The 11,804-nt window shown below is 43.7% G+C and carries 17 protein-coding genes and 1 rRNA gene; 3 read left to right on the top strand and 15 right to left on the bottom strand.

Going from position 1 to position 11,804, the window contains the following annotated elements; all coding sequences use genetic code 11:
- From BR02_RS0106160 to BR02_RS0106115, 10 genes are all read right to left on the bottom strand, one after another.
- Positions 1-133, bottom strand: a 16S ribosomal RNA gene (locus BR02_RS0106160); the annotation flags it as partial.
- 351 nt (positions 134-484) lie between these two features.
- Complete coding sequence (locus BR02_RS0106155) at positions 485-1,441, bottom strand: sulfite exporter TauE/SafE family protein (protein ID WP_031515239.1); 957 nt, start codon at positions 1,439-1,441, stop codon at positions 485-487.
- Between the two features lie 32 nt (positions 1,442-1,473).
- A complete protein-coding gene (locus BR02_RS0106150) occupies positions 1,474-1,827 on the bottom strand; it encodes a hypothetical protein (RefSeq protein ID WP_031515237.1) in 354 nt (117 codons plus the stop codon).
- Positions 1,828-1,895: 68 nt separating this feature from the next.
- On the bottom strand, positions 1,896-2,486 hold the full coding sequence (locus BR02_RS0106145) for a DUF1847 domain-containing protein (RefSeq protein ID WP_031515235.1): 591 nt from the start codon (positions 2,484-2,486) through the stop codon (positions 1,896-1,898).
- A gap of 227 nt (positions 2,487-2,713) precedes the next feature.
- A complete protein-coding gene (gene aroH / locus BR02_RS0106140; protein ID WP_420795381.1) occupies positions 2,714-3,091 on the bottom strand; it encodes a chorismate mutase in 378 nt (125 codons plus the stop codon).
- A 25-nt stretch (positions 3,092-3,116) separates the two neighbouring features.
- On the bottom strand, positions 3,117-3,542 hold the full coding sequence (locus BR02_RS0106135; RefSeq protein ID WP_031515231.1) for a HutP family protein: 426 nt from the start codon (positions 3,540-3,542) through the stop codon (positions 3,117-3,119).
- A 117-nt stretch (positions 3,543-3,659) separates the two neighbouring features.
- Positions 3,660-4,121 (bottom strand): hypothetical protein, encoded by a 462-nt coding sequence (locus BR02_RS0106130; protein WP_031515229.1) that lies wholly within the window; start codon positions 4,119-4,121, stop codon positions 3,660-3,662.
- Positions 4,122-4,190: 69 nt separating this feature from the next.
- Positions 4,191-4,652 (bottom strand): hypothetical protein, encoded by a 462-nt coding sequence (locus BR02_RS0106125; RefSeq protein WP_031515227.1) that lies wholly within the window; start codon positions 4,650-4,652, stop codon positions 4,191-4,193.
- 84 nt (positions 4,653-4,736) lie between these two features.
- On the bottom strand, positions 4,737-4,976 hold the full coding sequence (locus BR02_RS0106120) for a hypothetical protein (protein WP_031515225.1): 240 nt from the start codon (positions 4,974-4,976) through the stop codon (positions 4,737-4,739).
- Between the two features lie 141 nt (positions 4,977-5,117).
- Complete coding sequence (locus BR02_RS0106115) at positions 5,118-5,642, bottom strand: HPP family protein (protein ID WP_051688155.1); 525 nt, start codon at positions 5,640-5,642, stop codon at positions 5,118-5,120.
- A gap of 117 nt (positions 5,643-5,759) precedes the next feature.
- Here BR02_RS0106115 and BR02_RS0106110 point away from each other — a divergent pair, with 117 nt between their 5' ends.
- The 3 genes from BR02_RS0106110 (at position 5,760) to BR02_RS0106100 (ending at position 8,421) form a co-directional block, all read left to right on the top strand.
- Complete coding sequence (locus BR02_RS0106110; RefSeq protein ID WP_274377114.1) at positions 5,760-6,857, top strand: GerAB/ArcD/ProY family transporter; 1,098 nt, start codon at positions 5,760-5,762, stop codon at positions 6,855-6,857.
- A 170-nt stretch (positions 6,858-7,027) separates the two neighbouring features.
- Entirely contained in the window at positions 7,028-7,729 is a 702-nt protein-coding gene (locus BR02_RS0106105; RefSeq protein ID WP_031515219.1) for an ABC transporter permease, read from the top strand.
- Positions 7,726-8,421: an ABC transporter ATP-binding protein gene (locus tag BR02_RS0106100; protein ID WP_051688154.1), complete on the top strand. Its 696-nt coding sequence runs from the start codon at positions 7,726-7,728 to the stop codon at positions 8,419-8,421. Before BR02_RS0106105 ends, BR02_RS0106100 begins: the two co-directional genes overlap by 4 nt.
- Here the strand turns inward: BR02_RS0106100 and BR02_RS0106095 are convergent.
- The 5 genes from BR02_RS0106095 to BR02_RS14750 all read right to left on the bottom strand — a co-directional run bounded on the left by BR02_RS0106095 (position 8,403) and on the right by BR02_RS14750 (position 11,785).
- On the bottom strand, positions 8,403-9,167 hold the full coding sequence (locus tag BR02_RS0106095) for a pseudouridine synthase (RefSeq protein WP_051688153.1): 765 nt from the start codon (positions 9,165-9,167) through the stop codon (positions 8,403-8,405). The two genes, BR02_RS0106100 and BR02_RS0106095, sit on opposite strands and share 19 nt — an antisense overlap.
- A gap of 90 nt (positions 9,168-9,257) precedes the next feature.
- Complete coding sequence (locus BR02_RS0106090) at positions 9,258-9,791, bottom strand: spore maturation protein (protein WP_031515214.1); 534 nt, start codon at positions 9,789-9,791, stop codon at positions 9,258-9,260.
- Between the two features lies 1 nt (position 9,792).
- Entirely contained in the window at positions 9,793-10,383 is a 591-nt protein-coding gene (locus BR02_RS0106085) for a nucleoside recognition domain-containing protein (RefSeq protein ID WP_031515212.1), read from the bottom strand.
- Between the two features lie 179 nt (positions 10,384-10,562).
- Positions 10,563-10,976, bottom strand: a complete 414-nt coding sequence (gene ytfJ / locus BR02_RS0106080; protein ID WP_031515210.1) for a GerW family sporulation protein — start codon at positions 10,974-10,976, stop codon at positions 10,563-10,565.
- A gap of 98 nt (positions 10,977-11,074) precedes the next feature.
- A complete protein-coding gene (locus BR02_RS14750) occupies positions 11,075-11,785 on the bottom strand; it encodes a DUF2953 domain-containing protein (RefSeq protein ID WP_031515207.1) in 711 nt (236 codons plus the stop codon).
- Positions 11,786-11,804 lie beyond the last annotated feature (19 nt).

The raw sequence follows: 11,804 nt of genomic DNA, 5'->3' as shown, positions 1-11,804 counted from the left end.
CGTTACTCACCCGTCCGCCACTAAGATGTTACCGGTTCTGTCCGAAAACTTCACCGGTAGATCTCCGTTCGACTTGCATGTGTTAGGCACGCCGCCAGCGTTCGTCCTGAGCCAGGATCAAACTCTCCATAAAATTTTTATAATGATGTTCAAAAAATAATGAGTATTTTTTGAACCATTCATCTTATGGAAAAGCTCTTTGGCTCTTCGTTGTCTGAATTACTCTCCACGCTTTTGCGTTTGACGAGATTTTGTGGTTCTATTATATAGAACTTTTACATCCATCTCTTGCTGTTTAGTTTTCAAGGATCTGTTGCCAGTTTTTTGTGCCGCCGTTTCAGCGACAATTCTTAGTTTAACATCTTTGCTTTTTTAAGTCAAATGGTATTTTTTGTATTTGTTCTTGTCTTTGATTTTTCACCATATAAGCAAGAGGAATCAGTCAAACAAACCTCCCTGGCTTGCAGGGAGGTTTGTTTTAAGCTTACATTTTAAATCCGGTAAGTTCAAAGATGATGGGGCCAAAAACATAGGAGGTTCCAATGTAGGTAAGTATCAGGGCCAACCCACCTTTTAAATATACTGCTTTAATAAACTTAGAGCTCATTACACCAATATAGCTTCCAATTGCGATACCGACAATTTGCCAGCTAAGCAGAGCATAGTCAATAACACTTCCCATGCTAATATAATTTAACACACTGGTGGCCGAGGTAATTAGTATTGAGAGCGTCACTGTGCCTGCAACCACAAACATTGGAAAGCCCATTAAACTGGCTAAGAAGGGAACCAAGAGAAACCCTCCGCCAACACCCATTGAGGCTGATATTACCGCAACTAAAAATCCTGCTAAAAAAGGCATCCAGGCTTGGTAAGTAAATTTTTCTCCGCCAAAACTAAATTCATTTCTGCCAAGACCCAGTTTAGTGTATTTAACGCCAATTTCTTTTAATTCATTCATCTTGCCGCTGGCCCTTAATTCCTTAACTTTATTCTCAAAGTTCTTAGTGGCTTCTTTTACCTTCTTTTGTTTTTCCCTGAACCTGGGGGTGATTTCATACCATAACCTAGCTGCTATTACATATGTTAATATACCAAAAAACATTTTGTAGTTTTGCATATCTGAAAGATAGGTGTGTGAAAGATAGGATCCTGCCAAGGCCCCCATAATTCCCCCCGCGCCCAGTCCAATTGCCACCGGTAAAAGCAGCCTTCTTTCTCTCATATATAAAGGGGTGGAAATAATGGGTGTTATTGTAGTAAGTATTTGGTTCATTGGCTTGATCATATTAGCGTTTTTAATGCCGTAAATGGTAATATGACCCATCCCTGCCAGAATACCGCCTGCAGCCCCCACCGTGGAAAAAACAAAGCCTGTAAACATTGCCCATAGTATCAGTACCACCGGACTAACAGTTACATTGGCTATTTCAAAGTACATGTTACCCCTCCTTAATTAACTGATTAACTGCCTCAACGCAACCGGAAAAATGTTTTACGGTATCTCTTTAGCATCCCTTTGCCTAAGTAACACATCAACACCAGCAGGGGATACCAAATAATGATCTCAATTTGGGCCCCGAACAGGTATATATGTTTAAATTTGATGCTTAGTAACCACATTATAATTACATGGGGTAGTATAAAGAGCATGGCGTCGCAGAAGGATGCTGCCATCAGTTCCCAAAAGGTATCCCTGATTTTTGATTGGACGGCTTGATATGACTCATAATCACCCAATTGCAAGGCCGTAGTACTTAACTCATTATAATGCCTCAACTCGGAAACCAGTCTTTCTTTTTTCAGTTTGTGGGGATTATAAAACATCATTATACCTCCACTTGTACATGTTATCCCAAACACAATTTTTGCTTTAAAAAATACGCCGCTTACCGCTATTTGACTTTGAACTTTTTCCGCCAGTAGCTTGAGTATATCACCCCCAGTGGGTTGTGAGCCATTAATCTGTCCTTTACTGCCAATACAGTGACCGGTGCCTTTGCGTACTTCTTAAACAACACATCGTGACCCACGCATAAACCTACCTCAATGTTGAAGTCTACTTTTGAACGGTTTAATATTTCCGCTTGACCGACAGGATTACAATGTATTTCCAGTTTTTCAGGATTAACATTGGGCACATCATAATCTTTTTTGTCCAACCCGCATAATTTGCAGCAAACAGATGCCACTTTAAAATTATAGGACTCAAAAATATGTGCAATTACCACACTTTCTTCCGCTAACCCTACACAAAAAGCAATTCCAATCTTCTTATACCCCATCTTTTGACAGTATTTGATTGTTTCCTCTAAGCGGGTTAAGTCGTTTCCATATTCATGCTGCAAATAGCCACTAATTCTATGGGGACCTTTGTTCTCATCTAGGTGGTATACGGCTGAACAATCTAGTTTTCCTCCGGTACAGTCATAACCATCATGATTACAGCGGTTCTTGGGTTTTTGCTTGCAGTCTGCGCATTTCATTATTAAAAACCTCCCTTCGCTGTTTTTGTGGATGTTTTTCACATTCACAATCTTTATTATTGGTTTTAAAGATATTACCAGTGTTTTTGTTTTTGGTAAGTCATGTGGGCGACATATATGGGGTAATTTATCTGACAATTCGCTTAATTAATTCGGCCATGGCAATTGCCGCCCCAAATTGCAGTGCTGCAAAAAAAGACTGCCGACTTTGTCGACAGTCTTTTATCTTAACGCAAAATTTTCTGATTTGCCAGATCGGGCCTTAATATAACTGCGTCCCTTAAATAGACATGCTTCATTTGATTTTGTTTTAGCCTTGTGTTTACATGAATAAGCACCCTAATACAGCGGGGTAAAGCTCCGGAAATATCCGGTTCTAAGGCGCACAGCAAGGGCACGGTATTCCATCCCATTTCCCGCGCAGCAAGGGCAGGAAACTCTGCGTTTAAGTCCTTTGTTATTGTGAATAATACACTGCAAATATCTTCTGTTTGCAAGTTGTTTTGTTTTACTATTTCCTTAAGCAGTTCTTTGGTTCCATCAATAATAAGGTCGGAGTTGTTTTTATCCACAGTGATTGCACCACGAATTCCTCTCATCACCATTTCTCCCATACTACCATCCTTCTTCTCATGATACTGCACGGTGACCGATACCAATGGCCACTTCATCTAGGTGTAATAAGCCCACTCCAAAGAAAACTGCCACTATCACATGGTCATTTTGACGGGCGATACCAATTTTACCGCCCACGTTAAGACCTACTGCCTTAGGCATTATCATTGATAAGGCTTCCCTGGTCGCACCGGCAACTGCCCCTTCTTCGGCATGAACTTCTTTAATTACCCCTTCACGTTTTGCAGCCACCACTGCCCTTTCAATTATTTTGTGCACTGATGTAATAAAGTCTCCGCCATAGTCAACGGCTGCGGTATAAATGCCTTCTTTAATGTACTTTTCCTTATACTCTTTCTCCTGCTCCCTAAACTCGGTAAGGGCCATGTGGATAGCCACCTGGGCTACCTTTCTGCTTCCCTGTAGGTAAGCTCTACTCATACCGTCCTTCACCCCCTGCTAATTAAAATGCACTCCCTTACCCATGGAGTGCTAAAAATCTGAGGCCATTATATTATAGCATTAAGCAAAAATCAATAATGGCCAACCCATGGACAACTATCGATTCAGCCTGACACCATCTACCTTTACTATGTTGTTTTCAATACTCAGTTGATGGTCAACCGCAGGACTTAGTATATCTTCAGTGACGTTCAGCACCTTAACCTGGATGCTGTGGGTATAAAAGCTGCCGTCTATTTCTATGGTATCGCCGTGCTCAACCGGTATTGTTAGGTAACGATCTGTAAATGAAGCTAGCTTATTGCCGTTAACCAGCACATATAAATGTGGCAGCGAGCTAAAATTTTCCAAGTAAAATGTAATCCGCGGTTCACTCCAATGGGCTGTTTCATTATAGCCGGCCTTGTCGGATCCCACATTGGCCATAACCGCCGTAATTGGATTGTCATCAAGTACAAATGTTTGTGCCACTACCAGCAAGACTGCAGTTACTATTACTAAACGGATAATAATCTTTTCAATTAAATCCATAAGGCTTGTTCGTTTATAACGCTTCATATAACAACCCCCTTGCCAGGTGTGTTCGTTGTTATATATGCGTTAATATGCCACTTTATGCCTATCCCTTTAACGGTTATTATATTTACGTTCTAAATAATCCCGGTAGTTTCTCATTTCTTGTGAAACTCTGAATAGCAGTCTTTCAATTTCATACTTTGAAAGTTGCATACTGGACGGTTCTAATATTTCTACCTTGCGGAAGTCGTCACGGGCAATAAAACGCAGTATATCTTGTAAAGTATCTGCAGTAACCAGCAACTCCACTGGGGCATAGGCAACTTCGGTGTGGTTGATATCGTCGTAAACAGTATAAACTTCAGTGCTCATATCTATATCTTCAATTTGTATACCTTGAATTGGTACATTGCGGAACATGGCAACCTGCTGATCGCGAATTTCTTCAGCGGCCTTTTCAGTGTTTTTCCCTCCAAAAAACAATCTGCCCGGTTTGCCAATTCCCTTAAAATCCAGCCTTATTTTAGCCTGCACCTTAGTATCCATCATATCCCTTTCTTCAGTGTTAGTCATGTCTAAAAACTCCCCCCTAAGGTTCGCTCAAAAGCAACAACATGTCTAGTTATTCTCCTTAGGGGGAAAAAATCCTGCTATCTATTACCATTCTATATCTTTTGCGCCACAAATGGGGCAGGTGTCAAAGTAGTGTTCGGGATCTTCGTACGCTTCCTGGGCATCATCAAGACTGGCCCCCTGACATTCCATGGTAGTTAAACTCCCCCCTTGGTCAAAGTTAGCCACCAACCCATAGGGCGGGGCATTGGCTGTATCGGACGCAGGTGGAACTAAAGAAGATGCTATGGTATCATCATTTCCACACTTACGGCAGCGGGGCATAATATAACCTCCTCATTCTTGTTCTGGTAGTAAATAATATGACTGTTTTTAAGTTAATGTATACCAGGTGATTAAAATGTATAAAAAGCCGGGGCAATAACCGGCTTTTTATACTAGGAGGTGTGCTCTGGGTATTCTTTATTAATACCAATACTTTGGGTATTGTCGCTTAGGTGATAGGTTGTTAACCAGCAAGGCAATAAGCACAAGGCATACCGCCCCTAAGCCCACCGGAGATATAATAAATTCAAAACTCTGCCCGGTATATATGGCTACAAAGGCAGTGGCACCGCCGGGTGGGTGTAATGTTCCTGTCAGCATCATAGCCACAATGGCCAGCGACACTCCAATGGCATAGGCCCACCAGGTTGACGCAAACAGTTGATAGGTTATTACCCCCATAAGTGCAGATATTATGTGCCCTCCGATAACATTTCTCGGTTGAGCCATGGGCACATGACAGGCGGCATAAAGCAGTACCGCCGATGCTCCAAAGGAGGGTAACAGCAGCGCTAAGCTGTAACATTCTGCCAGGTAAGCTATCATGCCAATGCCGGCAAAGCTGCCTAAGGCTGTTATGCTTATGTTTTTAATACAGATATCTTTAATGGAACAATTGGAATTTGATTTGTCTCCAATCATTTTACAAAAGTAGCTTCTTACCATTTTTTCACTCCCCGTTAGCGAAATGATATCACAGGCGGTGAAGAAGGGATATGATCTATATCACAGTTTGCTTCTTTTTTGTTATAAAAGACAAAAAATGTAGTAGCAACATTATTTGTGGGAAATGATATTGCCGGGGGTGTAGCATTGACCGTCATCTCTAATTTTCAAATGATGGTTTTAATCATCAGCAGCGTCATTGCCAACGGAATACTTTTTCTCCCCCAGGTGGCCGTAAACATCGGTGGCCCAGGCGGATGGATAGTGGTGCTTGTTTTAGGCCTTTACTCGTTAATACAAATTATGTTGTTGGCAGCAGTTAGCCGGCGTTTTCCCAACAGCAGTTTTGTGAGCCTAAACAGGAATATCATGGGAAATTTTATCGGTACAGTCATCGGACTTGTGGCAGCCTTTTATTTTATAATGCTGGCTGTGATAGTAGCCAGGGGAGTGATAAATGCTGCAGTGACCATTGTTTACCCCAACACCCCGCCGGTGGTATTGATAGGACTTTTAGTTGCCTTGGCGGTCTATGCGGTGTTTCACGGCTTAGAGGTGCTGGCACGGGTCAACGTCATTTTGCTGGTTTTGAAGACAGTGACACTTTTGGGTATTTTTATAAGCGCCATTCCTCACCTTGATGTGGGTAACCTGCAGCCATTGTGGGAACGGGGAGATTTGGGATGGAGTGAAGGGATTTTAAGTATTCAGTCGGCCTATGGCGGTTTAATTATATTTGCTTTTCTGTTTCCGCATTTGCAGAATAAGAATAACCCTTATTTGCCGCTTATCTATGCCCTATCCTATATCATCACTATTTATGTTGTAGCCACAGTGCTCGCCATAGCGATCTTTGGCAGCACTGAAGTGGCACGTATGGTTTGGCCCTTTATTCTTTTAATTCAAAAGGCACTGGTGCCCGCTGACGCCCCGGCCATGGCTGTATGGCTAACCAATGGCTTTAGCGTACTCGCTGCAAACATTTTTATGGCCGCCAGCGCCTTTAAGGAAGTTTTTCATTTAAAGGGTTACAATTATATACTGCTGCCCATCGGCATTATTGTTGTTGCCCTGGCAGAGTTGCCACGGAACACAGCGGAAACAATATTATTTAGCAAGCAGGTGGCGGTTTTTGGAGTGGCCATTGAGTGGGTGTTGCCGGGTTTGCTTTTGATGACGGCTTTCTTGCTTGGCAAAAAGGAAAAACTCAGCTAAATTATTATAATTGTCTTTGGCGACTATATATTACTTAAAGGCTCACCGGGGCACCGATTCAACCGATTAATGAAATCTTTATAAGCCAATTAGTTGATAGCCTGGCCTAAATAATATACAATTAATATGCCTTCGTTATGCTGAAAAAAACATAAAGGTTTGGTGAAATTATGGAATGGATACTACAGGCTGTTAAGGACGCAATATTACTGCTGATCCAACGTGACCCCGAGATACTGGAGATCTCCTACCTAACCTTAAGGGTGGCCGGCACCAGCACATTAATCAGTGTATTTATCGGCGTACCCATTGGATATTTGCTGGCCTTTCATAACTTCTTCGGCCGCAAATTATTGGTTAGTATCGCCAATTTAGGGTTGGGTTTTCCCACTGTGGCGGTGGGCTTGTTTGTGTGGTTAATGTTAGCCCGCAATGGGCCAATGGGCGGTTTGGAGTGGCTATATACCCCCACCGCTATGGTTATCGCCCAATCCATCATTGCTTCGCCGGTGGTGATGAGCTTTTCAGTGGCCGCCTTTCAACAGTTGAACCCAAAAATTCATACACAGATACTGGCCCTGGGAGCATCAAGGCTACAGTTATTGCTGCTGCTGGTACGGGAAGCCCGGCTGGGTTTATTGGCAGCGGTGATGGCCGGCTTTGGGGTTGCCATTTCTGAAGTGGGGGCTGCACAAATGGTGGGCGGAAACATTAGAGGTGAAACCCGAGTGCTAACCACTTCCATAGTACAATCGGTAAACATGGGTAACCAAGAACTGGGGTTAGCTCTTTGTGTGATATTATTGGCACTGGCTTATTTAGTGGTACTGGTTTTAACCATGACACAGCAGCAGGGGAGAATGATAAAATGAGCAACATCATACTGTCAGTAAAAAATATTAAAATGATCAAAGGCAAACGCCTAATTCTCAATGTACCTGCCCTGGATATTATGGAAGGTGAAGTCTTGTCCTTAATGGGGCACAACGGTGCCGGGAAAAGTACGCTGCTACAAGTAATGGCCCTTTTACAGCGCCCCACCGAAGGGCAGGTGTTTTTCTGCCGGCAGGCTGTACCCCGAAGTAACACCCTTTATGTGCGACGCCAAATGGCATCTGTGCTGCAGGACCCACTGCTGCTGGATACCACTGTTTTTAAAAACGTGGCTGTGGGTCTTCAAATAAGAAAGGTGCCAAAATCAGAAATAAACCGGAAGGTTATGCCCTGGCTTAAACGACTGGGCATTGATCATCTGGCCAATAACTCTATTCGCAACCTCTCCGGCGGTGAAGCCCAGCGCGTCAGCCTGGCCAGGGCCCTGGTGTTGGAGCCAAGGGTGCTGTTTTTAGACGAACCCTTCTCTGCCCTGGACACACCCACCAGAAAAGCTATTTTAAGCGACCTAAAGGAAATATTGCAGGAGAAAAACATCACTGCGGTTTTCATTACCCATGACTACCGGGAAATACCACAACTGGCACAACGGGTAGTGGAATTAAAAGAAGGCCATGTCATCCGCATGGGAAGACCCGATGATATATTAGGTTATGAATCACCCCTTTGATACCGCTTTCTTTTAGGGCGGTCAGCCTTTATTCCTGCCGCCCTTTTAATTTGGTTTACTTCAAATTTACTTAACTCCCGCACCTCCCCTGAGCCCAGCTTGCGCAGTTCAAGTGTACCAATGCGGGTGCGCACCAAACGGATAACAGGGTGGCCAATGTGTTCACACATACGCCTTACCTGGCGGTTTCTTCCTTCATGGATGGTAATTTCCAGCAATGCGTTGCCATTAAAAATGTTTAATAAGGCCACCTTTGCCGGTGCTGTAATACCGTCTTCCAAGTCTACTCCATTGGCCAGTTCCTCAAGTTTTTCTATGCTGGGCACTCCTTTTACCCTGGCTCGATAGGTTTTAGGCACCCGGTGCCTGGGATGAGTTAGGGCATCGGCCAACTCTCCATCGTTAGTTAACAGTAAAAGTCCTTCAGAATTATAATCTAGGCGCCCCACCGGGTAAACCCGTTGTTCTACATCTTTTAGTAAATCCAGCACCGTTTTTCTACCCCGCTCATCCCTTACTGTGCTAACATAGCCCCGGGGCTTATTGATCATGATATATACTTTCTTTTCTAATTGCTGTATTTTTTTTCCGTTCACTTGGACTATATCTTTGCCGGGTTGTATCTTTACACCCAGTTCCCGCACAACAGTGCCGTTAACCTTGACCTTACCGCTCAGTATTAACTCTTCACACTTGCGCCGGGAAGCTACACCGGCATGGGCCAGAAACTTTTGTAATCGTACCATTAACAAATACCTCCAAGATCATGCTGACAAATATAAAATGCCCGGTAATGATACCAGGCATACAACTTCTACAATTACTTGCCAATCCCTCTAGCCAAACACTGCATTTACTATAAAAATGGAGGCAATTAGGGTGGTAATGTCACCGGTAAGACCGGTTGCCACAGCATAACGGTATCGATGCACCCCCACCGAACCAAAATATAATGCTAACACATAAAAGGTGGTATCGCTGCTTCCTTGCATGGTGGATACCAACATACCAATAAAACTGTCGGGCCCGTGGTTTTGAATGACATCGGTGGCAACGCCCAGGGCTGCACCCCCAGATATGGGGCGCATTATGGCATGGGGTAGCACTTCAACCGGAAACCCAATAAGAGCCAAGAGGGGCGAAAGGATTTCTGCCATCAATTGCATTGCCCCCGATGCCCGGAACACACTTACCGCCACCAACATTGCCACCAAAAAGGGTATTGTTTTAATGGCGGTGGAAAAGCCCGATTCCGCACCCTGTACAAAGGTTTCAAACACCGGTACTTTTTTTACCGCCGCTGCCAAGGGTACCAGCAGCAGCACAAAGGGCACTGCCCAGCGGGAAATTTCGGTAATCAGTTCATACATATTACTTCCACCGCCAGTAATATATCTGCCGATAGACGCGATCAGCAATGATGGCCACCGTCATGCCACAGGCGGTGGCAAATATTGTGGTGCCTACTATGGCCGTTGGATCCTGCGAGCCATACATTAAGCGGACGCCAATGATGGTGGTAGGTATCAGTGTAATACAAGCGGTATTAATAGCCAAAAAGGTGCACATGGCATCAGAGGCGGTATTGCGATTGCCGTTTAGCTTTTGCAGTTCCTTCATTGCTATTAAACCCATTGGTGTGGCAGCGTTAGACAGACCCAATATATTTGCAGACAAATTCATTACAATGGCGCCCATGGCCGGGTGGTCTTTGGGTACACTGGGAAATAAAAAGGCTGTAAACGGTTGCACCAAACGAGCCAGTGCCTTCACTAAACCGGCAGCTTCTGCAAGCTTCATCATACCAAGCCAAAAGGTCATAATTGCTATTAAACTTAAGCTGACTTTAACCGCCGCCTCAGCCCCCTCAAAGGCAGCCTTGGTTATTACCTCTATGTTGCCCTGGGCCCCGGCCACAAGTATGCTAATAACAATCATGCCCAACCAAATGTAGTTAATCATGTTAGCACCCCCTCTAGCTCGTCAGCCTTGTCCTTCTTACAAACTATGAACTAAGGGGTATAAATAGAACTAAAAAGATAAGGGGCGGCCGGTAAATCTACAAAGGCAAGCCTGTACCTTGTGCTGTGTCAACAAATAATAAAGGGATGCCTAAGCATCCCTTTATTATTTCTTGACTGTTATGCCAAGGGGTTTGGGCTTCCTGCCTGATTGGTATTTCCCTTATTGCACATTGCCTGTAATTTATCTATAAGCTCCGGCATCAGGTCTATGATACGATCATACACTGCGTTGCCATCCACCGGCAATAATCTGATTTGGCCGTTACCCACCACCAAAAAACCCATTGGCTGTACCGATACACCGGCACCGCTGCCTCCGCCAAAGGGGGTTGCCTGGGAGTTCTCATCCCCGTCTCCCCCTTGATACTCACCGCCGCCTGCCGCAAAACCACAGGCTACCCGAGAAATGGGTATAATGACGCTACCGTCCGGTGTCTCCACGGCATCGCCCACCACGGTATTAACATCTACCATTTCTTTTATGCTCTCCATGGCAGTTTTCATTAGTCCCTCAATAGGATGATCGCTCACAGGTTATAACCCCCTATTTATAAGAATAAATCCATTGCAATTATTTTCTACTAATTACACCTGTAACCATAATATGACCGATAGAAAGATGAATTATGCTATCCTTTAGCAAAATATTTTCTCTTTTTCATCCTTACCTTTAACAGCCTTATTCCAGCCCGGGCTAAATAATAAAGCTTTACTTTAAAGGCGCAGTCAAGGGTAGTATGAAAACACTTTTTGTTAAACTCCGGCTTAATAACCAATCGGGGTGGTTTTGGTGGCGGAACAAGATATTTGTATAATAATCGAACAAGCGCTGTCTTTACAGTCCATCCTATGCCGGTGCTCCAGCCCGTTACCGCTGCATCACCTGTGCCAAACCCAGTTTGCCATGTAAGGTGTAGGCAGCGAGTGTTGCTTAATAAAAACTCTGTTGCCGGCCAAAAGTGATCATGCAGTTCCCTTACCCTTTTAATCTTTTTTTTCATTTTCTTCCATTGGAAGGGCACTTTAAGTGTTGTTGCAGCATCACTCATATCATTTTGTTCCTCGGGATGACTTAACAGCGTGGTGACGATTCTTCTCACCACGGCACCCGATTTGCCTGTTTTCCCTTTAAATTTTATACCAATACCCGATAGCTTGGCCTTTAAATCCATTGTAGAAATTTTTATTTTATACGGGGGTAGTTTCCATAAGACTAATTCCACATGCAATAAATCATCAAGATCATCCCGTTGATAAAATAAAATTATTATTAAATCCATATTTAAAAGGGCCACCATGAATAGCATTATGATCAGCACTGTACATATCAAAAATAACATGGCCACCCTCCCGGTTAAA

This window comes from Desulfofalx alkaliphila DSM 12257 (assembly GCF_000711975.1).
Lineage (GTDB): Bacteria > Bacillota > Desulfotomaculia > Desulfotomaculales > Desulfohalotomaculaceae > Desulfofalx > Desulfofalx alkaliphila.
Note: the sequence above shows the minus strand (reverse complement) of the source record. Positions and strands in the feature narration are given on the sequence as shown.